Here is a 22526-nt window from a genome sequence, read left to right on the forward strand (position 1 = left end):
AAGATAATTTGATGATTTTTAATTCTTGAAACCGTCGCATCTACGTGTCCTTTCCTAAGCTGAGATGGTTTGATATATGGTGAATCCCAAAAATCGTAATTAGCCTTAGTTTCTGCCCATGTACCACTAGCTTCAGGTACAGTGGATGTTGGTTTATCACTCAAGTTAGAAACAATTTTCATGAATCTATTTGTTCTTCTTGCATCTCCCAATTGAGTCTTTTCTAATTCTTCCCTTACCTATTGATCGATCATTTTAATCTCATTCCTGGGCGATCGCCCGATCGTTTAACATCACAGATGTTGATTTTTGTCAAATTTATTGTTAAGAAAGATGTTTATAAAGCATAGTTTTTTAAGGGGGGTTAGGGGGGATCTGTCTTAAGTGAACAGTATTGGGTTATATAAGAAGATAGAGATGAATACAGGACGATGCAATCGGATTTGATATTATTTGTTAGTTGGCAGTTGTTAGTTCCCACCAATGCCCAATGCTCAATGCTCAATGCCCAATGCCCTGTTTGGCCAATGCCCTGTTTGGCCAATTCCTAATTCCCAATTACATCAAAATTGGGGAAGATTCCGGCTTACTGGCGTGACAAATACGATTTTTGCCTTCGGTTTTGGCTTGATAAAGGGCGCTGTCAGCGCTGCGAATTAGGATGTCGGGAGATTGCTGGGCAGAAGGAATCGCTGTGGCAATTCCGCAACTGACGGTAACGTAGGAGCCGATCGACGATCGCGCGTGGGGCAGTTGCAAGCTGGCAATGCGATCGCAAATTTTCCGGGCGACAATGTTTGCCCCTTCGGCGCTGGTGTTGGGCAGCACTATGGCAAATTCTTCGCCGCCGTAGCGGGCAGGCAAATCCCCAGCCCGCTTGGTACAAGAGGCGATCGCCTTAGCAACTTGGCGCAAACAATCGTCGCCGCCGAGGTGTCCGTAAAAGTCGTTATAAAGTTTAAAAAAGTCGATGTCAAACATAATTAAAGACACTGGCAGTTCCTCTCTTGCCAATCTGCGCCACTCTAACATCAAAACGCGATCGAACTGGCGGCGGTTGGCAATGCCCGTCAGTCCGTCAGTAGTGGCCAGTTCCTGCAATTTTTGATTGGCTATTGCTAGCTGGCGGTAAAGTTGAGATTGTTCGATCGCGATCGCCACTTGATTCGCCAAGTGCTGTAAAAAATCTATTTCCCACTGCTGCCATTCCCTCGTCTCGCTGCAATTGTATGCTGTCAGCATTCCCCACAAATTATTGCGATTTTCTCTCTCTAAATCCGGCGCACTTTTTCCCTGCACGTGCGGTTTGCCAACAGCCGGCAGCGAGAGATAATTTTCGGCTGCATATTGATTTTTTTCTGCATCCCAAATACTACCTTCTAGTCTTTGGTTTGCCGTTTCCCAGTCGCCCGATTGCCAAATTGGCACGCTTAAAACTGCTGCAATTTCACAATCTGCCAGCAATTCTTTGCAACTCCCAGACAATGCGGCCGCGTTCACATCTGCTATTGCTTGTACCGACTGGGATTCGAGCAAGAAAAAGCATGAAACTGCCAAAGCAGCATTAATATTTTGGTTTTCAATATAACCGTCTGGTAAACCGTCACCTGCGACGATCGCACCTTTTTGCTCTTCCCCGTCAAATTGAGACGCCCAATCCTGACAGCGATAAATTAAAACCCGGTCTGTGTTGAGAAATTGGCGCACTTCTGCTACGGTACTTTGAAGAATGCTTGCCGCGTCTATTGACGATCGAATATGTTCGATCATTTGTCCCAACAGCCGCTCTCGGATCGCCTGCTGTCGCAATTGTTCTTCGACTTGCTGGCGTTCGATCGCGTAATGGATTGCTCGCACCAGCAGAGTTCTCTGAAATCTTCCCTTTACCAAACAATCTTGAGCGCCCGATCGCAATACCGACAGCGCCGTATTCTCATCATTGCTATCCGTCAGCACCACAACTGGCACTGTGGGCGATCGGGCTTTCAAAACGGCGAGATCCTCGCTTCCCCCCAAGCCGTCTGACACTGACAAGTCTAATAGTACGGCGTCAAACTTTTCTGCTTCCAGACACGCCAGTCCCCTCTCCAGAGATGTAACAGTTTGGAGGCGAAACACAGCCTCGCTGAATGACCCTAAAAGATCTTCGATCAGCGTTGCATCTGCGAGGTCATCCTCAACCAACAAAATTTTCAGACATTGGTTACGTGTTAACACAACTATAGCGTTTGGAGCGGGTTTAAGGAAACTTTCTTGTTTTGAGAGCGATACTGGCGATCGGCACTAAACAACAATAATATCTTCTAGCGGCGGGTTGAACCCGGATTTTTTCTAGCCGGCAGTGGAGCACTGCTCTCACCCACCCTCCCCATCAGCCTGTTTATTTGTACATACCTACTGATTTGCGTTTGCGATCGAGCCAATATGTCGGTCTATCAAATTCAGTTTACACTCAAACTATCGATCTAGCCATCAATTAAAGCTTACAGATCCGCAGGCGGGAGCGAAACGATTTCAAACCAATACTGGCATAAAGTCTTCATTACTTCCACCAATCCTTGAAAAGTGACTGGTTTAGATATGAAAGAATTCGCACCCAAGCGGTAGCAAAGCAAGATATCTCCGCTGCGGTGCGACGTTGTGAGAATCACCACCGGAATTTGTTGAAACTGGGGGTCAGATCTGATCGAAGTTAGTGCTTCTCGCCCGTCAAGCCTCGGCATATTCAGATCCAAAAGTATCAGGTCTGGTCGATGCCAATTGCTGCCACCAGCATATTGACGGCGACGGTACAAATAGTCTAGCACTTGTTCTCCATTTTCCACAAATTCGCTTCTGATTGGTAATCGAACTTCTCGCAGTGCTTCCTCCACCAAAAAGCGCGTGTCCTCGTCATCGTTTGCTATTAAAATAGTAAATTTTTTCTTTTCATTTTTCTTTGGATAATTCACGGCTTGGCCTCACGACTAACTGATTTTGTGAGGTAGCGGGACTTGAAGCGGTTTGCGATCGCCTGCAAAGCATCTGTTGCCACGACGATCTGGCAAATCTGGCCCATAACACTGAATTTGTGTTGCAGCAATTGGCGGTTTTGCATAATTCGCAAATGTTTGTCACTAATCTTTGTTTCACTTGGCAGTCTCTGGGAGAACCGGCAAACGGCAAAGACATCAGAAATGCTTGTCCGGAAATTCCTACTAAAACTACTGTATCCCAAAGCCAGGTGCTCTGGATACAGTTGAAACAAACTGACAAGTCTGGCGCACACCGCTGATTTTTAAGTTGTATAGGGAGCGAGCTAATATCTTTATACTGAATGATTTTTAGCTTGATGTCATCAGTGAATATGCTAAAATTTATGAGTATTTGTATAAAAAAATGATAAATATATTTAGAGTTTAAGCAAATGACTGCTCACCGATCCAAGCAGAATGCTGATTTCAATGTGTAACAGGAACAGAAAAATAAAAAGTCGAGCCTCGACCAGGTGATGATTCTACCCAAAGCCGGCCGCCATGCCGATCGACAATTCTCTGACAAATCGCTAAACCGATACCTGTTCCCGAATACTCTTTTTGGGTGTGCAAGCGCTGAAAAATCTGAAAAATTCGTGGATGGTGCTGTTCGGGAATGCCAATACCGTTGTCCTGCACCGCAAACACCCAGTTATCCCCCTGAAGCGAAGCGCCCACCTGTACCACCGGCGCCTCGCTGCTACGGTATTTAATGGCATTGCCAATTAAATTTTGAAACAGTTGCAACAGTTGAAAACAGTCACCTCTTACCATTGGCAAATCGCCCCTAGTTACAGTAGCTTGATGCTTGCGGATTGCCAACTGCAAATTAGCGCAAGCATCCTCAAAAACCTGATTGCAATTTATCAGCTCAAAAGGTTTTTGACTGCGACCGACTCGCGAATACTCCAGCAAGTCATCAATCAGCGCCTGCATCCGCACGCAAGAATTAACAATATTGCCGACAAATTTATTCCCCTGGGCATCAAGTTGGTTTTGATAACGCCGTTCTAATAGTTGAGCGTAGCCTGCAATCGTGCCCAAAGGTGCTTGCAAATCGTGAGAAGCCACGTAGGCAAACTGTTCTAATTCGGCATTAGAACGAGTCAGTTCTTCAGCATAACGGGTTTGAGTTTCTAAACTTGCTTGCAGCAATTCTTGTACCAGCTTGCGCTCGGAAACATCCTCGATCGCACAAATCAAATATTGCGCGGTTCCCTCAGCATCGCGCATTACCGAAACAGTAACATTCGCCCAGCACACTTCCCGATCTTTGCAGATCAAACGCTTTTCCCGAGAAAAAGTTTGAATTTCCCCGCATAACAGCAACCGCACGTATTCTCTGCCAGCTTCGATGTCATCAGGGTGAGTAATTGCCTGCCAATCAAGCTGCAACAATTCCGATTCTGCATAGCGGACAATTTGGCAAAAGCCGGGATTTACTCGCAAAAATTCACCTGAAAGTGTAGTTTTAGCGATGCCCACTGCTGCTTGCTCAAATATCGCGCGGAAACGTTCTTCACTTTCTCGCAGGGCAATTTCTCCTCGTTTGCGATCGGTGATATTGCGAAATGTTACTGCCAGACCGTCGTTTAATTTGACGGCGACAATGTGCAGCCAAGCACTTGTCTCTGAATTGTGTTCGTAATAAAATTCTTGGTCTAAAATTTCTCCGGTTTCTACGACAGAAACGTACAAATCAAATAACCCATTATTGCGAATCTCGGGAATTTCTGCCAACAAATGATTGCCAACTATCGCATTTAATGGCCGACCAGAAATATTGTTGGCAGCAGGGTTGACTAACAGCCACAGGAAATCTACAATCTTTCCCTGACTGTTGCGGACGGCAGAATAAGCCACCACACCGTCTAAGGAACTATTTAAGACGCTAGCAAGCAGCGACTGCGACTGTTGCAGTTCAGTGTTTTGCTCTTTTAGTTGCTGTTGCAGTTTTTGCAAGCAGACTTGCTTGTCGATGCGCGCTAAAACTTCTTCTACTTGAAATGGCTTGAGAATATAGTCGGCGCCGCCCACTCGAAAAGCTTGTAATTTATCATTAATCTCATCTAATACACTTAAAAAAATTACCGGAATTTGTTCAGTTTCCGGTGTAGCTTTCAGTCTCCGACAAACTTCATAACCGTTCATTTCCGGCATTCTGATGTCGAGCAAAATTAAATCGGGGCAATGGGCGATCGCAGCCTTCAACGCCAGTTTACCGCAAATAGCTCGACAAACTTGATACCCCTGGGCAGTTAGCAGCTCGGATAAGAACCGCAGATTGCTCGGTTGGTCGTCAACCACCAATACTTTAATTTCACTATGCTCCATTTATTTTAAAATAGATTGAGTTAAATCCATTATCCTATCGAGTCGGTAATCTGCCAGCAAATCTTTTAAAGCCTCAGCTAACGTTGGATGAGTTTCCGAAATGCGATCGACAATTTGAATCGCCAGCTCTTCATCAACATCATTAACTGCGTCGTAGAGTTCCTGCACCCAACTTCGAGGCATCTGGGCGAGCAGCGGCGAGAAAAATGAATCTGGTTTTTCGCTCACAAAATAACGCCGTAAAGCCCCGACAGGGAGCGCGGGCAATTCTTGATAGATATAGCGCACTCCCAAGTAAGAAGCGATCTTATCAAAGAGCATTTGCTCTTGAAAAGGTTTCCGCACAAAATCGTCGCAACCTGCGGCAAGAATTTCGCCTTTTTTTTCCTCAAAAGTGCTAGCAGTCAGAGCAATAATTACAGTTCGACGCTCAGATGGTTTCTCTTTAGCTCTAATTTGTCTGACGGCTTCAAAACCGTCCATTACAGGCATTCGCGTATCCAGCCAAATTAAATCAGGGTGCCAACTTTCCCAAAGTTCAAGAGCTTGGAAGCCGTTTTCCGCTTCTCGGACTTCAAAACCAATTGGTTGCAGCATTTTCACCAGCAGCAGCCGATTTTCTTGATTGTCGTCAACTGCTAAAATCCGATAAATCGGTTGATCTGGTTGTAGTGCGATCGCCCGCTGCGATGTCGCCACTGTTATTTCAGATGAAGTAGCGGGAAATACTCGGATATTAAATTTAAAAATGGTTCCCTCACCTAAAACACTTTCTACCTCAATATCTCCGCCCATGATCTCTACATATTTTTTAGTGATTGTCAAACCCAATCCCGTACCGTCAGCCGCTTGTTTGCCAGCTTCTGTTTGCACGAAAGCCTCAAATAACTTGTCAATTTCTGCTGTTGCTATGCCAACTCCCGTGTCTTCAACTTCAAACAAAATAAAATAGCAATCGTCCGAAGTAGAATTAGGATAAACCTCCGATTTTGCGGGCTGGTGGTTGGCTTGCACAGCGCGCAGCCAAATACTGCCGCAGTTTGGTGTAAATTTTAGGGCATTTCCCAGCAAATTAATTAAACATACGCGCAGCTTTTTTTCATCAGTTTTGATGTATTGGGGAACATTCGGCTGCACGGAAAATCTTAGTTGCAAATTTTTGGTTTCAGCTTTGATTTGAAACATCTCTTCGAGAGTGTCGAGGAGTTGATAAAGGTCAAAGCTGCGTTCATCTAAGCCAATGATCCCGGCTTCTATTTTGGACAAGTCTAAAACATCGTTAATTAATTCCAGCAAATGTTGACCGCTGCGGTTGATAATTCGGAGATTTTCAATATTTTCGTGGCTGAGTAAAGAGTCGCGGCTCATGACTTGGGTAAAACCCAGGATGGCGTTCAGGGGAGTCCGCAATTCGTGGCTCATGTTGGCAACGAATTGACTTTTTGCTAGGGATGCAGCGGCTGCGGCTTCTTCGGCTTTTTTGCGTTCTATTATTTCTTGTTGCAGTTCGGTATTGCGATCGATCAATTGTTTTTTCAGTCTTTGGATGGTCAGTTGATGTTCGATTCTCGCTAAAACTTCTGCTACATGAAACGGTTTGGTTATAAAATCTACTCCTCCTACTTTAAAGGCGGTTACTTTGTCTAATACTTCATCTAAAGCGCTAATAAAAATAACTGGAATTTCTGATGTTTTCGGATCGAGCTTGAGCTGCGTGCAGACTTCATAGCCGTCCATTTCCGGCATTTTTATGTCGAGCAAAATCAAGTCTGGAGAACCTGAACGCGCTGCTCTGATTGCCATTTTGCCGTTAATTACGCCCCGGACTTTGTAGCCGCGATCCGACAGCGTTGCTGATAAAACTTGCAAATTTTCGGGAGTGTCGTCAACAATTAATATGTTGCCTTTATTATTTTCTGTTTTATTGGTGGTCATCGATGGTATTTTTTGTTAAATTGATAATTGCTGAAATTATGAAAACCGATTAAATCGTCATTATAGCACTCGCTCCAGCATCAACTACTTCTATATTTACAGAACTTACCTACAAAAAAACGATAAACCGGGTTTTTCAACCAAGATAGAGAGCCTTCAACAGTTGACAGTTGACCGCTTGACAGTTGACAGTTTGAGAGCGACCTCTACCTATAAAGAAGAGGATTGGAGTAATGAATAGTCTGATTTTAATTTCTCCCTCGAAGGCGGGCGGGCTTTCAACCAATTCTTTCTGGTAATACGATTTTAGATGGGGAATGAATGATTCCATCAGGGTTGGGAGCGCTGGCAAAGCAGTTGCTTTTTTTGTGTAACTGGTATAACGAGATATTTTCGTTATAAAACCCAGTTTCTTCGTCCACCTTTATACTGATTTAAATAATCATCAAAGATAGTTTAGCCGATCGCCCACGAGCAAGTTTAGCAATAGTCGATCGACCTCTACCATCAATAATCCCGAACCCGCTCTTCTCCTCTCCCCTCTCCCTTCCCCCTTCTTCCTTCTTCCTTCTTCCTTCTTCCCTCTTCCTTCTTCCTTCTTCCCTCAAACATTTCTAAATTCCTCAATCAAATCAATAATCCGATCGCACCGGAAGTTATTCGCCAAATCGGCGATCGCGCTGCGGTAAGGAGCATCAACAGGAGGAATCGACAACAGCAGCCGAAAAATCTCCTCGTTATCAACCGAATCCGCCGCCTCGTACAACTCATCAACCCATTGGGGAGGCATAGCTTCAAAAAATGAAGAATTCAGCGCAACAGGCAAAGGAGCCGTCACAGTCGGCGCCGAAACGTCACCACCAGCCACAGCATCAGAACTTAGCGAAGCTTCTCGATCGTAAACATAGCGGACACCCAGATACTTAGCCATCTTTTCCAGAATGACTTGTTCCCGAAAAGGCTTCGCGACAAAATCATCGCACCCAGCAGACAAAATCACCGATCGCTCTTCATCAAAAGCACTCGCCGTCAGAGCAATAATCACCGTTGCTTGACCCTTCAAATGCGCTTTAATCTGTTTAGTAGCTTCGTAGCCATCCATCACCGGCATCCGCATATCCATCCAAATCAAATGAGGTTCCCAACTCGACCACATGGACAAAGCTTCAACGCCATTTTCAGCCTGCCGCACAGTAAAACCGAGACATGACAGCATTCTCACCAGCAACAAACGGCTTTCCAGGCGATCGTCCACAGCTAAAATGCGGTATTCCGGCTGTCCGGGTTCCAGGCCCACAACGCGACGAGTTGTTTGAGCCACCTGAATTTCCACTTCATTAGGGAGCGAAACTTTAACATCAAATCTAAAAATGCTGCCGTTACCGACGCTGCTTGTCACCGTCATTTCTCCTCCCATTAACTCAACGAACTGTTTGCTGATCGGCAAGCCTAAACCAGTTCCTTCATGAGCTTTTTTCCCGCTTTCTGTCTGAGCAAAAGGCTTAAACAAACTATCCATTTCTTGGGCAGAAATTCCCGCCCCCGTGTCTTCCACTTCAAAGAGCAAGCAGCAATTTGCGATCCTCTTCGAGGGCTGCGCTAACGGCGGAATTTCTTCGTTATTTCTATTTGACAACAGCTCATGTTTGATTCTCAAGTTGACACCACCTTCCGCCGTAAACTTGATCGCATTTCCCACCACATTAATTAATACTTGACGCAACTTACTTTCATCTGTTTCTACATATTGAGGGAGGTTGGGCGCAGCATCACAAATTAACTGCAACCCTTTTTTTTCGGCTTGCAGCTTCAGCATATCTTCAGTATTTTCTAGCATTCTGTGCAAGTCGAAGGTGCTGTTATTGAGTGTCACCAGCCCGACTTCGATTTTTGACATTTGCAGAATATTGTTGATCAGATCGAGCAAATGTTCCCCGCTGCGGCTAATAATTCCTAAATATTGCTGTTGGTCACTACCGAAGGCTGCGTCGCGCGCCAGCAGTTGAGTGAAACCGAGAATCGCGTTGAGGGGAGTTCGCAATTCGTGGCTCATATTCGATAAAAATTCACTTTTCGCCCTGTTCGCTCTGTCGGCTTCTTCTTTGGCTTTTTGCAGCGATATTTCTGCTTGTTTGCGCTCAGTAATATCGCTGGCAGTGCCTGTGGTGCCGGTAATATTTCCTGCTGCATCCAATCGCGCGATCGCCTTTGTATTGACATCTATCTGCCTGCCGTCTTTCCCTAATACTATACTTTCGTACTGAAACACAGCATCTCCCGTCAGCAAGTGCTGCTGAAGTTCTCGATTCCGGTCTATTTGTGCTGGCGCTAAGAAATCGCTAAAAGAATAGCCGAGCATTTCTTCCGGATCGTAACCGTAGATTTGTTTGACAGCTTGGTTGACAAAAGTCAGGTGTCCTTGGGCATCGCAAGACCAGATAATATCTTGAGAAGTTTCAACTAAATGACGGTATTTTTCTTCGCTTTCTGCTAATGCTATTTCCGCCAGTTTGCGGGCAGTAATGTCCATCAAAGTTGTGAAGAGTTTAGTCACTTGCCCTTGTTGGTTGACAACTACTTCTCCTCTGGATTCGATGTAGCGGATCGAGCCGCCTTCACTTGTCTGTGACGGGCAAGTATCCGCAGCAATTGTCGATTCCGGGCGCAGGATGCGATATTCCAAACTGTAGGATTGCCCGCTAGCAATAGCAGCGTCGATCGTTGTTTGCCATTTTTGGCGATCGTCCGGATGCACGTATTGTGCAAATTCACTTAGTGTTGGCGCAGCCTCGGTTGCATCGAGATCGAAAATATGAGATAATTCTTCCGACCAAGTAGTTGTATTGGCAGAAAAATCGCATTCCCAATTGCCGACGCGGGCGATTCTCTGCGCTGCGGCTAAAGATGCAGCTAGAGCCCGGAGTTTTTCTTCTGCCAATTTGCGATCGCTAATATCTTGAATCACCGAAATCACGCAGGTTTCGCCGTGAATGTCAATGATTTCAGCAGACACCAGCCCGGTTCTGAGTTCCCCAGTTTTAGTGCGCCAATCAAATTCGTAGTTACGAACAATTTTTTGTTCGTCTAACATTGCAAACAACTTGGCGCGGGCTTGTGTACTTTCCCAAAGATTCAAATCAAGCGCCGTGCGATCGATAATTTCTGCTATCGAATAACCAATTGTCTGACAAAAAGCCTCATTGACTTCTAAATAACGACCGTCTTTAAGTCTGGCAATAGTAATCGGGTTGGGAGAAGAACGAAAAGCTTTAGCAAACTTTTCCTCAGACAAGCTCAGTTGTGCAGTCCGCTCCTCAACTAAAGTTTCCAATTCTTGATTCAGCTTTTGGAGTTGAGCATTTTGTTCCCCTAATTGCTTCTCCATAAAATAGCTGTTGACCGCTTCTTTTAAGGTCAACTTCAAATCTTCTGACTGCCAAGGCTTAGATATGTAGCGGTACAATTTAGCATATTTAATAGTATTCGCCACAGCTTCGAGGTCTGCTTGCCCCGTCAGCATGATTTTGATGGTTTTTGGTGAAATTATGTGAATCTGCTTCAGTAATTCGTCCCCTTTGATATTGGGCATCAGGTAGTCGGAAATCACAGCCACGATTTCGCAACCCTCTTCCAGCAATTCATCTATCAACTCTAAAGCCTCTTCGCCGCCTTCGGCTGTTTCTAATAAATGTTCTTCTCCCAAGGCTTTTTTTAACTCAATCTTCAAACTTTCAAGGATGATCGGTTCGTCATCCACGCAAATAATCACAGGTTTATTGTTCATATTTTTGCTAAACCAGATTTTATAGTTTCTACTAATTCTTGACCGTCCCACGGCTTGTACAAACAGCGGTGCAAGTTTGCCTGCTCTTTCACCCGTTGTATTGCTATTTCATCAGCTTGCCCGGTCAGCATAACTTTCACAATATTGGGATATTTTTGGTGAACCCGGATCAAAAATTCATCTCCTTTAAGACCCGGCATCAACCAGTCAGATACTATGACCAAAATATCGCTTTCCTCTTCTCCTTGAATTTCCTCAATAATTTCGAGAGCTTCATCGGCATTTTCTGCTACTTCATAGAGGTAATCATCACCAAATTCTTTTTTCAGTTGAATCTTCAAACTGTTTAAGATTACAACTTCATCGTCAACACACAAAATTACTGGTTTTGGCATAAAATTTTACTCTTTTTTGATTTTAAAATTAACGGGCAGATTGAGCCAAATTTTAATTATTGGTCTCAGTGATTTCGATAGGCAAGGATACAGTAAATTTGGTTTGACCAGGCACGCTTTCTACTTGCAGTTTACCTTGGTGTTTTTTAATGATTTTATGAACGATATCCAATCCCAAGCCGCTGCCTTCTCCAGGAGGTTTAGTAGTGAAAAATGGCTCAAAAATTCTAGGCATAATCTCTGGAGGAATGCCGGGGCCGCTGTCGGTAATACTGACTGATATTGCGTTATCTTGGTGTTTGACCTCAATTTTTAACATTCCTTTGTTGCCCATCGCTTGTAAAGCATTATGAAGCAAATTTGTCCAAACTTGATTTAGTTCATCAGGATAGCATAGCATAGAGGGTAAATCATTAACATAATTCCTGACGACTTCCACACCATGTTTGATTTGGTAGTGGTAAAGCGTTAAAACAGTATCAATCCCGTCGGTAATATTGGCGATCGCCTTGGAACCCGACTGGTCGTAACGAGAATAGCTTTTCAAGGCAAAAACAATTTTGGCTGCCCTATCTGTCGCAGTAACAATATTTTTAGTGCTTTTTTGTACCGTAGCAAATTCGTAAGCGGTTTGTAAAATATTTGGACTTGCGCTGTCTTTCAACAAAGGTAAAAAACGTTCTAAGTTATTGCAAATACCAATATCTAACAAGGTACAAGCAAGGCTGTCAGCGTCGTCAATTTTTTCTGATTCTAATTGCCGCTGCAAAAGTTTTTTCAACTGACGTTTTTCTTTACTAGATAAGTTGTCTGTTTCCTTACTTGAGTTGTACAGCAGGGCAAAGAAATCCTGCTGCCGTTCCGGGGATAGTTGCTTGAAAAATATCGGTAACTGGTGCAATTGTTCGGCCCAGAAGTCGGCGATGTTCTGCACCGAAGAGCGAATCGCCCCTAAAGGAGAATTGATTTCGTGGGCAACTCCGGCAATTAACTGTCCGAGGGCTGCCATTTTTTCTGATTGAATCAGCTCTTGTTGAGTGCGCTTCAGTTCTTCTAGGGTATGAGCTAATTCTACATTTTTTTTGCACAGCGCTGACTCTGCTAGTTTGCGGGCGCTGATGTTGCGGGCAACCCAAATCACTGCATCTTTTGAGAACAGAGAAATACAGGCGGAAAACCAAATTTCGCGATCGCCAACTGTTAAACTGTAGTCGAAATTGAGGGTTTGTTGCGTCTCTAACACTTGCTGAACTAGCATCCACCAATCATCGGGGTTGTCGTCGTCAAAAAAATGTTCGACCGTCAGGCTGACTAGATCGCAATCCGGCTCATAAACTGCCGCCGTATTAGTCGGCAAAACCTCTATGTTTCCATGAATATTTAGTACGAGAACGATGTCTGTCATCGCTTCAAAAACTGCACGAACTTTGGTTTCAGAAAAGTGTAATTTTTCTTCTAGCAATTTGCGATCGCTAATTTCTTGCTGTAATTCTTGGTTGCTGGCTCCTAGTTGAACCGTGCGTTCTCGAACTCGCTGCTCCAGTTCGGTGTTGAGGCGGCGGACTTCAGCTTCAGCGGTGGCGCGGTCTTGTATTTCCTTCTTTAACTGACTGTTCGTGTTAATTAATTCTAAAGTACGCAGCTTAATTTGCTCTTCTAGATTTTCATTTAATAACCGCAACTGTTCCTCTATTTCGGTTCTGCGAAGCGCTTCTTTTTGCAATTGTTCGTTCACTTTTTTTAACTCCAGGATATTTTCGGCAACTGTTTCCTGCAAAAGCTCGACATTCGCGTGCATTTCTACCGGATCTAAGGCGTGCAGCAGGCTACTTTGGGTGACAATTCCGGCTAAATATCCTCCATCGTCCACCACCACCAACCGCCGGATGTGGTGATCCTGCATGAACTGGTGAGCCTCCCACAATGTGGCTTTTGCCTGCAACGGCATCAGGGGAAAACTCATCGCGGCGGCGGCGCGAGTGCCAGCGAAATCGAGTCCGGTAGCTTGGAATTTAACAATGTCCCGTTCTGTAATTATGCCCACTGGTTTCTGATTTTTGTTGTCGCACTCATTGCAAATGACTATGCAGCTTTTGCGCTCAGTTGCCATCTGTTTTGCCACTTCTAAAACTGAGGTGTTAGTTGAGGCAATTCTTACTTCTGCGGTCATAATTTCTTCGGCGCGCCGCATTTGCAGCAAGTCGCCCGGTTTCAGGATTTGACGGATGCTTTCTCCGGTGATGGCGCCCAGCAAGTTTCCGCTGTTGTCTGTAACGGGCAAGTGACGGATTTTTGCCGATCGCAATATACTCAATATTCTGAAGATATTCCCCGCTTTATCAAGGGAAATCGCGATCGGCTTTTCAATCATTACCTCAGCAATTATCAGCCCTGCTAGCGGTATTTCGCTCGCAGTTATTTTCACAACATCGCGCTCCGTAAAAATTCCGATCAGTTGCCGCTCAAACGCGATTAAAATGCAACTAGCCCTCGCCTGAGTCATGGCGGCGATCGCGACTTTCAAGGGTGTATCTGGAGGCAGTACCGGCGGTTTGCGGTCGATCGCCTGTTCTAAGAAGCTTTGGCTATCAGAAACTGTTATTGACATGGGCAAATCAAGGGGGAGATGCAGGTGGAACCGGCAATTAATGCCATTTTAGCTTTGAGCTTTGACAATGACTGCACCCTGACCGCGATCGAAGTCTGACATCCGTCTAAAGTTGTATTTTTGGTCGCGCCTCGGTATAATTTTGGGGAGCATCTCAGTTTTGTAAAAAACATTTTTTTTCTTTGAGTGCTGTCCCGGCTCGCGAGTTATAGAATACGCGAGCCGGGACAGCACTATAAAAGCAAAAATGAGATGCTCCCTAATTTTTATTGTAATAGCGCTAAACGGCGATCGGAATTGACACGATAAAGCTCGTTTGACCGATCGCAGATGTTACTTCTATCTTACCCGAATGTTTTTCGACAATTTTCTTAACAATATCCAGTCCCAAGCCGCTGCCTTCTCCAGCGGGTTTTGTGGTAAAGAACGGTTCAAATATGCGCGGCAAAATTTCCGGGGGAATTCCTGTGCCGTTATCCGTAACGCCCACCAACAGGATCTGATTTTCTACTCTGACATCTAATGTTAAAATTCCGCAATTGTTCATTGCTTGCAGGGCGTTGTGAATCAGATTTGTCCAAACTTGATTGAGTTCGTCTGGATAGCACAGCAATTCAGGCACTCCATCTTCATAATTCCTGACAACTTCTACTCCGTGTTTGAGTTGGTTATAATAAAGAGTTAATATAGTTTCAATTCCCTCAGTAATATTAGCAATTACCTTTTCTCCCGTAGAGTTAGAGCGAGAATATGCTTTTAAAGCAAAAACTACTTTTGCAGCTCTATCTGTAGCTGTGATAATAGTATTCGTACTTCTTTGCAAAGCAGTAAATTGATAGGCTTGCTGTAAAACATCCGAGCTAGTGGGGTCTTGCAGCAAAGGCAAAATTGATTCGATATTGTCGTAAATGCCGATATCAACTAAAGTGTCTGCTACTGTTTCTGGATTTGCCACAGAATTGTTTGATAGCTGCTGAATCAAAGCTCTTTTAAACTGGCGTTTTTCTCGGTTGGAAAAGAGCATCGTCCGCGACTGGTATTTGGGGAGCAGCGTCAATAAATCCGAGTAACCTTCTGGGGACATTTTGTGGAAAAAATCCGCGATTTGGGCCAGATTTTGATTGAAAAAATCGGCTAAATTCTCGACAGACGATCGAATCGCACCCAGGGGAGTATTGATTTCGTGAGCCACACCAGCAACTAGCTGTCCCAATGCTGCCATTTTTTCGGATTGAATGAGTTCTCGTTGCGTTGCTTGCAGGTGTTGCAGGGCTTCCGAGAGTTCTCTGGTGCGATCGGCTACTTGCATTTCCAAGGTTCTGTTGTACTCTGCTACCAGTTTCTCAGCTTGTTTGCGATCGGTGATATCGCTGAAAGCAGTAATCGCATAGACAATATTGTTTTTGTTGTCAAAAATAGGTTGCGAGTGCATTTCCAAAGGCACAATCTTCCCGGATCTGCGGACTTCTAAATTATCGGCGATCGCACTTTCGCCATTGAGAGCTCGCCAAGCCGGCAGTTGTTGTTCAGAACAGGGGCTTTCCTTTCCTGATATATAAATTTCAGAAGCTGATATCAACTCTTCACCTGTAGCTGACGGCGCCAAAATTCGATCCAGCAACCGCTGTCCAGTTTCATTGATGTAGGATACCTTACCCTGGGGATTATGTACCGTTATTCCCACAGGTAAAGCTTCTAAAAACTGCGTCAACTTGCTCTGACTTTCCCGCACTTCTGCGTAAAGTTTAGCGTTAGCAATAGAAACAGCAGCCTGCGTCGATAACAGTTGCAAAACCTCTACCCTGTCATCAGTAAAAGCACTCGTAGTGAGATTGTTCTCTAAATAAACCATCCCAATTAATTGACCTTGATTCAGCAAGGGCGCGCACAATATAGATTGAGAATTATGTCTGACAATATACGGATCGCGCGTAAATCTTCCTTTGTTAGCTGCGTCACTTTCTACAACATTTTGTTTCCTACGAGCGACATAATTAATAATGGAAACAGGCAGGCACTTTTCAGCAGGAACCGACTGCAAAACATCCACGCGATCGCCATCTAATTTTCCCGAAGCTTCTACCAAAAACTTACCTCGGCTTTCCAAAATCAAAAAACCATTTTCTGCCCCCGCATTTTGCAGCATAATTCTCATCAACTTCGCCAGTAACTTGTCCAGCACAATCTCGCTAGCGATCGCACCAAAGGCTTTCATCACTGCCGCCAAATCAAAAGTTTGGCCCGAATCGTGGCTGCTGGAAATATTAGTAACTGTAGCGCTGTCGCTGGCAATGCTAGTTGACACTGGAATTCTGATTAAAAATTGGGGATAGTGTGTTTCCAAATCCTCAACTTTAGCTTGAGCTCCCCAGTGAGTGTAACCATAGTGAGCATCAGCCAAATAAACTCGTGCAATCTTCTCTTTTCCCCAACCGATATAGAACTTAGCTGCAAGTTCGTTAGCGAGAGCTTCTTCGTTAAGATATTCGTTTTGCTTCGCCAAACCAATCGCGCGATCGTACTCCTCCATTGCCTGAAAATTATCGCCCAAAACCCGATATTTCTCAGCCTCAACCAGATGAAATTTGTGCAAGTGATTCATGGGGGCGCGTGCAGCCCATGTCTGCATTTTCTTTTGGTTTTCTCCTACTCTTTCGAGCAGCATCTCTCTCTCCAATACATCCGCCTCAGAACAAGCAGCTAGTGCAGCCAAAGAATCATAAAAATGAAACACCGGCACAGTTAAAAAACCAGTTCCTCCCATTAAACCTTGTCTAAATTTACCTGCATTTTCCAGTGCTTGGCACAAATCCCCGAATAAATAACACAGTATTAGCTTGTGCAAATAAAAGTAATGTATTCCCGTGCGATCGTTCGCTTTCGCCAGCAACGGTAGCAGATGCTCTTCTTCGCAAGCTGTCCCCGATAAATTGCAAGGATTCTCTGCTTCACCCAGCAAGTTAAGCACCGCTTGATGAAATATTTGATTGCACTGCAAGTTGATTGATTGCTTGAGTTGAGCCAGCAGGTTGCTAGATTCAGCAATTTCGACTTTTAGATTTGTAAGTTCTTGCCCTACCAAATAAGCATATTGAGATTTTTGTTTGGCACAATAAGCGACAAACTCAAAATCTCCATTTTTGAGCGCACTTTGATAGCTTTCTCGGAACATTGGCAGGGTTTCCCTGACATGATATTTGCTGTGAGCGATACAAGCTGCTACTATATATAATATTTTCCCTTTGAGGTTTTTTGCATTGAACATTGATGCTAAGTTTAAAGCCAATTCCCCTAACTTATTTGCCGATTCAATGTCTTGAGATTCGTAGTTCATAACTACGCCCCAAGCTGCGTAGAAAAAGGCAGAAAGCGGTGAATTTTCAGGTAGTCCCCTGAAGGAAAGGATCGACCGAATAAAACTGAATTCAAAGAAAAGTAGGCATTTAGAGTTGTAAATTAGCATTGTAATGATGGACAAACCGCCAAATTGCAGCAATATGATTTTCTAATTTTTTAGAGAAGGCTAAGCTCTTTCTTACCAGTCGAGAAACTCCTTGTCGAATAGTACAGTTGAAGCGCTCGATATAGCTAGTCAAACCACTATCTTTATCTACACGGCGTGATGACGTTTGCTGGGTAATACAGAATCATAAGCACAAAACGTGGTCGGTATAAATTACTGCACATTGACGGTACACTGGTGGTATTGAATCCCATAAAGCGCTCGCCGATGCTGCGCTACGATCTCCAATATGTACACCAACAATTTCCCTAGTCTCGGCGTCCAATGCCAGCCAGACCCACTGCTGATTTCCTTTACTATCAACGAATGACCATAACTCATCCATCTGAACATTCAAGCGCTTTTTTTCCTTGGGAGTCACTTCCACTTGCTTCTTAACAGCAGCCGCTTGGCTATTAACGTATCGCTGCACTGTATCTTCTGACACTTGTAGTACCCGAGCAATTCCCGCCTGAGAAATACGTTCAAGTAGCATCCGTGACATTAATTCCTTTTGTTCTTTTGTAATAGGTTTCCATGCCGGATTTAAAACAAATTGACGACCACATTCTCGGCATTTATAATGAAAGTTTATGATGCCGAGTTTTACCGTTCCGACTAACTTCTTTTGAGCCACAATTAGGGCAACAATTAATTTCTAATGTCATATCACGCTATGGCAAACACTTAGCTTGCTCCGATCCTTTCCTTCAGGGCACTACCCTGGTTTCAAACGGCAGTTGGCGAGTCAGCATTTCATAGAGAGTTGCGCCGAGAGAGTAATAGTCGGTGCGATAATCTAGGCTACGGTTCATTCTGCCAGTTTGTTCTGGAGAGATATAGGCGAGAGTGCCTTCTAGAATATGGGGATGCTTGAGGGTGGGTTGTTCGGTTAATTTGTCGGGCGCGAAGACGCTGGCTATCCCAAAGTCAATGATTTTGAGTTGGTTGGTGCTGGGATTGAAAACTATGTTGGCAGGGTTGATATCTTTGTGTATGATGTTGGCGCTGTGAATGTCGCCCAAAATGTCGGCTATTTGAATGGCGAAGCTCAGAGATTCGGATAGAGTAAAGGGGCGAGAGTGCATCAACCTTTTGAGAGATTCTCCTCCGAAGTCTTCGAGAACGATCGCCAAAGTGCGATCGTACTGTTCTAAGCTGTAAGCTCGGATGACTCCTGGGTGATTTAAGCTGCGGATGATGTCATATTCTTGTTTGTGACGGGCGAGTGCAGCCGGAGTGGGGTACTCTTGCTTGAGTATCTTGAAGATTACGTGCTGGCTGTCGGTCGATCGCACGCCCCGGTAAACTAGAGATCGATCGCTTTCATAGATTTTCCTGAAAATTTTGTAGCCTGGAAAGTGGAGCATAACCGCAGAATCTTAGAGAGCAGCAGCGTTTATCCTAGTGTAGCCACTGATATGTGTTAATCGCTACCACCACAAATATTCTCAGACTTGCCTGTAAGCTCTCAACCACGAGCTCGATCGCAAATCCTCAATCTAAAATCCTCAATCTAAAATCTTCAATCTAAAATCTAAAATCAAATAACCCTGCCTTTGTGTGCAAGCATTCAAGGCAGGGTTATTATGGAATATTCGGAATTCTGAGCGAGTAGTCCATGGCGGGCGAGGCCGGATTCGGCTGCCAAGCGTTGCACTACTCGCCCAATCGAGTTATTTTAGAGCTACGTTCGGCCAACATCAGCACTATATAAATAGTCATTACATAACCGGCGGCTAGAATGGGAATAATTAGAGGAATATCGCGATAAATCATAATTAGAACCAAAAGTCAAGGACGAGGAGGAGGACGGGACAAGTTCAAGACCTACTACATTAATTCAGCACGCAAGACTATGCCTTGGTTCTGAAGGCTACTTTTCCATATCAGGCTTGCCGAAAAACTTAGGCGTTCCCGGTGAGTCGATTTGAGATTTTCCATTTTTCGATTTTAGATTTACTCGGCAGATAAATCTGGGAGCTTCAACTAAGATCTAAAATTTTGGGCTACCCACGACAATTGTCGTGGCTTCTACCCGTTTTTGGGCGAGGTCAATAATGATTTACTGCTTTACAGATGCTTGAACAGCGTAAAACCATCCACTTTAGCTGCTTTGAGCTACCGTGCACATCTCATGCGCTAGTCTTAACTCCTGAAAATTTTTAGCCACAAGAAACTAAAAATCTGTCCCAGAAATTTTCGCTGCGATCGACTAACAAGGCTGGCTCTACGAAACTCTTACAGGCATCTGAAAGCTACCTGCCAGCCAGGCTCAATTACAGCCTGTACTTAATGTATAGAATTGTTTAAATCCTTAATACCTATAATAACACAGCGTTTCTGGGATTTAGTTATTTTTTGGCAGTGTGCTTAACAATTCGATACAATAGGAGCAACCCCTCTGGCAGCAGGCTACTCGCCTCTGGCAGTTGGGCGAGTCCTCGCTGGCGACAGACCACAAATAACTGCCGATCGCCTAGATTTTTGTTCCCTATTGCAGAGAATTGTCTTAAAATAAAGATATGATATGTAAAATTTTGTTACTTTACGGCTTGAGTCGGCGTATCCATGATCTCTAGCACTCTCCTATTTTCCTCGGTTGAAGAAGACCTGCGACTGTTGACAGAAAACTTAAAACAGTTAGTGGGTGCCCGTCATCCCATCTTGTACGCGGCTGCAGAATACTTATTCGGCACAAAGGGAAAACGGGTGAGACCCGCAATAGTCTTGTTGATGGCCAAGGCGACGATGCCCGATCGGGAAATCACCGAAAAACACCGCCGCCTCGCGGAAATCACAGAAATGATCCACACAGCCAGTCTAGTCCACGACGACGTGGTGGACGAGTCGGATCTGCGGCGGGGAGTACCGACAGTACACAGTCGGTTTAACAACCGAGTGGCAGTATTGGCGGGAGATTTTCTGTTTGCTCAATCTTCGTGGCACTTGGCAAATCTGGACAACCTGCCAGTAGTCAAACTGCTTTCAGAAGTGATTATGGATTTAGCTGAGGGCGAAATTCAACAGGGACTAAATGGATTTGACACCAGTTTGTCGATCGAAGCGTACTTAGAAAAAAGTTATTACAAAACAGCGTCTTTAATTGCCAACAGTTCTAAAGCAGCGGGCTGTTTGAGCGAGGTTTCAGCAGAAATAGCAGACGATTTGTACAACTACGGTCGCAACATTGGTTTAGCATTCCAAATAGTAGATGATATATTGGATTTCACTGCTTCAACGGAAACTTTGGGGAAACCCGCAGGCTCTGATCTGATTAGTGGTAATTTGACAGCACCAGCACTATTTGCCCTAGAAGAAAAGCCTTATTTGGAAGTTCTAATAGAACGCGAGTTCGCCCAAGAAGGAGATCTAGAGCAGGCTCTGGCGCTGGTAGCAGATTCTCAAGGTATAGAGCGATCGCGAGAACTAGCAACAAATCACGCACAGAAAGCTGTCGAATACTTAGCTGCGCTGCCCCATTCAGAATCCCGTCAAGCCTTGATTGATTTAGCAGATTACGTTTTGAGCCGGCTGTATTAGAGGTTAAAAAGTTGCACGGTAGGGGAATTGGTAATGGGGAGTTGGTAATGGGGAATTTCCTATTACCAATTCATCAGAAATTTAATTATCGCGCTTCTTAAGGATGGCGAATTAAATAATTTACACATATTTGTGGGATGGGCCAGAAGAAGCATAAAACTTGTGGAAGTTATTTAATTTTCATTCCTAAGTGAGTTCCCGAGAGCGCAAGCAATGAAATATTACCGATTACCTATTACCGATTCCCGATTCCCGATTCCCTGACATACTTCACTGCCATTGAGAAAGGGAGAATCTCATTTTTGTAAAAAGCATTTTTTTCTTATAGATAGTGCGAGCGTCCCCGCTCGCGTATTATACGATACGCGAGCGGGGACGCTCGCACTATCTAAATGCAAAACTGAGATGCTCCCTTGAGAAAGGCTATATTTAGGCAATATCTGGTGGTGGAGCCGATCGATACTGTTGCAAGTAAACATTGATTAAGTCTTGCACTTGTCGGCGAGGGATTTCCGTCCCGACTTCCTGATTGCCGGGATTTTCAAAAAAAACAATACTGTCGAGACCTTCAAGAGCAATCATCTGAAATAAAATGTGAGTGACAGGCAACTGTACGGGCTTGACGCTCCCGCCCCCAGCCGCCGCAGCGGAGGACGCATCTTTAAGAGTGGGAAAAGCATAAATCACCTTCTTCTCCTGTCCCGGTTGCTTGAGATTGCTCAAAACTACGATCGCCCAACTTTCGTCTACCGATTGCAGGATCGAGTATTCGAGGTGCTGTAGCTGTTGGGCAATTAAAACCAGCGCCGGGGCGATCGCCTCTAAGATTTGTGGCGTCGAACCGTCAGGCGGAGCTTGCTCGATTAGTGCTTGAATCTGTATATCTAAATCCATCAGTCAGTTCATTTGAGATTTGAGTTTAATAATGTCAGGGTAACGGGTGAAGGTGCAAGTATGTAATAACTGGCACTGCCGCATATTAAGCTAAAATGCGAAATCTGAAGTCCCATAAATTTGATTGATAGATATGAAACATATAGCCAAATATAGCCTTTTTTAGCAAAAATTCTGGATTTTTTAGATTAATTCACGCTTTACCCTTCAATCCGAAAAATATCGTACCTGATGCTCGATTTAGTTGATGCGGGTGTCCCTGGCGGATGCAAATTTTATAACTATGTACGAAAAAAAAGTTTTCTGCTCAAAATTATCTCGTCCTCACCACCAAAAATCCCTGGTTAAACCTGGTTGGTGGCGGATAGTACATTTGGGACACATCAAGAAAAAGCAGCCGTCAGTGTTTTTTTGACAAACCTCTGCCTAAAGGCGAGAGGATTCTTGCTTCAGTGGGATTCCGACGAATTTACCCTCGGCAAGCATCTTGACCGTATGCCCTACGGCTGCAAGTCCT

At 44.4% G+C, this 22526-nt stretch carries 13 protein-coding genes and 2 pseudogenes; 2 read left to right on the forward strand and 13 right to left on the reverse strand.

The window, feature by feature from the left end:
- The 3 genes from JGK11_RS27705 to JGK11_RS27715 all read right to left on the reverse strand — a co-directional run.
- Nucleotides 1-182: transposase DNA-binding-containing protein (locus tag JGK11_RS27705; RefSeq protein ID WP_293197051.1), on the reverse strand; the 182-nt coding region annotated here is incomplete at its 3' end.
- Between the two features lie 376 nt (nucleotides 183-558).
- Nucleotides 559-2217, reverse strand: coding sequence for a diguanylate cyclase (locus JGK11_RS27710; RefSeq protein ID WP_293197052.1), 1659 nt, complete (start codon nucleotides 2215-2217; stop codon nucleotides 559-561).
- 266 nt (nucleotides 2218-2483) lie between these two features.
- Nucleotides 2484-2951: a response regulator gene (locus tag JGK11_RS27715; protein ID WP_293186054.1), complete on the reverse strand. Its 468-nt coding sequence runs from the start codon at nucleotides 2949-2951 to the stop codon at nucleotides 2484-2486.
- A gap of 155 nt (nucleotides 2952-3106) precedes the next feature.
- Here JGK11_RS27715 and JGK11_RS27720 point away from each other — a divergent pair, with 155 nt between their 5' ends.
- A complete protein-coding gene (locus JGK11_RS27720) occupies nucleotides 3107-3274 on the forward strand; it encodes a hypothetical protein (RefSeq protein WP_293186052.1) in 168 nt (55 codons plus the stop codon).
- Between the two features lie 166 nt (nucleotides 3275-3440).
- Here the strand turns inward: JGK11_RS27720 and JGK11_RS27725 are convergent, their stop codons facing one another.
- The 9 genes and pseudogenes from JGK11_RS27725 to JGK11_RS27765 form a co-directional block, all read right to left on the reverse strand.
- On the reverse strand, nucleotides 3441-5348 hold the full coding sequence (locus JGK11_RS27725) for an ATP-binding protein (RefSeq protein WP_293186051.1): 1908 nt from the start codon (nucleotides 5346-5348) through the stop codon (nucleotides 3441-3443).
- Nucleotides 5349-7283 carry a response regulator gene (locus JGK11_RS27730; RefSeq protein WP_293186050.1) on the reverse strand — a complete coding sequence of 645 codons (1935 nt, stop codon included), beginning with the start codon at nucleotides 7281-7283 and terminating at the stop codon, nucleotides 5349-5351.
- A gap of 434 nt (nucleotides 7284-7717) precedes the next feature.
- The gene (locus JGK11_RS27735; RefSeq protein WP_293208328.1) at nucleotides 7718-7891 is read right to left on the reverse strand and encodes a hypothetical protein; all 174 of its coding nucleotides are present in this window, start codon (nucleotides 7889-7891) and stop codon (nucleotides 7718-7720) included.
- On the reverse strand, nucleotides 7888-11067 hold the full coding sequence (locus JGK11_RS27740) for a PAS domain S-box protein (RefSeq protein WP_293213732.1): 3180 nt from the start codon (nucleotides 11065-11067) through the stop codon (nucleotides 7888-7890). The genes JGK11_RS27735 and JGK11_RS27740 overlap by 4 nt, the downstream gene beginning before the upstream one ends.
- Nucleotides 11064-11462: a response regulator gene (locus JGK11_RS27745; RefSeq protein WP_293186045.1), complete on the reverse strand. Its 399-nt coding sequence runs from the start codon at nucleotides 11460-11462 to the stop codon at nucleotides 11064-11066. Before JGK11_RS27745 ends, JGK11_RS27740 begins: the two co-directional genes overlap by 4 nt.
- Nucleotides 11463-11514: 52 nt before the next feature.
- Nucleotides 11515-14070 (reverse strand): CBS domain-containing protein, encoded by a 2556-nt coding sequence (locus JGK11_RS27750; protein WP_293213733.1) that lies wholly within the window; start codon nucleotides 14068-14070, stop codon nucleotides 11515-11517.
- Nucleotides 14071-14350: 280 nt separating this feature from the next.
- A complete protein-coding gene (locus JGK11_RS27755) occupies nucleotides 14351-17404 on the reverse strand; it encodes an ATP-binding protein (protein WP_293208324.1) in 3054 nt (1017 codons plus the stop codon).
- A 160-nt stretch (nucleotides 17405-17564) separates the two neighbouring features.
- A pseudogene (locus JGK11_RS27760) lies at nucleotides 17565-18209 on the reverse strand (IS1 family transposase); the annotation flags it as partial.
- 88 nt (nucleotides 18210-18297) lie between these two features.
- Nucleotides 18298-18942, reverse strand: a pseudogene (locus JGK11_RS27765) (serine/threonine-protein kinase); the annotation flags it as partial.
- A 1201-nt stretch (nucleotides 18943-20143) separates the two neighbouring features.
- Here JGK11_RS27765 and sds point away from each other — a divergent pair.
- Nucleotides 20144-21115, forward strand: a complete 972-nt coding sequence (gene sds / locus JGK11_RS27770) for a solanesyl diphosphate synthase (protein WP_293193419.1) — start codon at nucleotides 20144-20146, stop codon at nucleotides 21113-21115.
- 429 nt (nucleotides 21116-21544) lie between these two features.
- On the opposite strand, the gene JGK11_RS27775 is transcribed toward sds, so the two are convergent.
- Complete coding sequence (locus JGK11_RS27775) at nucleotides 21545-22009, reverse strand: hypothetical protein (RefSeq protein WP_293213734.1); 465 nt, start codon at nucleotides 22007-22009, stop codon at nucleotides 21545-21547.
- Between the last annotated feature and the right edge of the window lie 517 nt (nucleotides 22010-22526).

It is taken from the genome of Microcoleus sp. PH2017_34_RAT_O_A, assembly GCF_020737885.1.
In the GTDB taxonomy this organism is placed as follows: domain Bacteria; phylum Cyanobacteriota; class Cyanobacteriia; order Cyanobacteriales; family Microcoleaceae; genus Microcoleus.

Excerpts from the sequence above, each read along its gene's own strand:
- JGK11_RS27720 (WP_293186052.1), top strand. The coding sequence starts at position 3,107 with ATGTTTGTCACTAATCTTTGTTTCACTTGGCAGTCTCTGGGAGAACCG.
- JGK11_RS27725 (WP_293186051.1), bottom strand. The coding sequence starts at position 5,348 with ATGGAGCATAGTGAAATTAAAGTATTGGTGGTTGACGACCAACCGAGC.
- JGK11_RS27730 (WP_293186050.1), bottom strand. The coding sequence starts at position 7,283 with ATGACCACCAATAAAACAGAAAATAATAAAGGCAACATATTAATTGTT.
- JGK11_RS27740 (WP_293213732.1), bottom strand. The coding sequence starts at position 11,067 with ATGAACAATAAACCTGTGATTATTTGCGTGGATGACGAACCGATCATC.
- JGK11_RS27745 (WP_293186045.1), bottom strand. The coding sequence starts at position 11,462 with ATGCCAAAACCAGTAATTTTGTGTGTTGACGATGAAGTTGTAATCTTA.
- JGK11_RS27750 (WP_293213733.1), bottom strand. The coding sequence starts at position 14,070 with ATGTCAATAACAGTTTCTGATAGCCAAAGCTTCTTAGAACAGGCGATC.
- JGK11_RS27755 (WP_293208324.1), bottom strand. The coding sequence starts at position 17,404 with ATGAACTACGAATCTCAAGACATTGAATCGGCAAATAAGTTAGGGGAA.
- sds (WP_293193419.1), top strand. The coding sequence starts at position 20,144 with ATGATCTCTAGCACTCTCCTATTTTCCTCGGTTGAAGAAGACCTGCGA.
- JGK11_RS27775 (WP_293213734.1), bottom strand. The coding sequence starts at position 22,009 with ATGGATTTAGATATACAGATTCAAGCACTAATCGAGCAAGCTCCGCCT.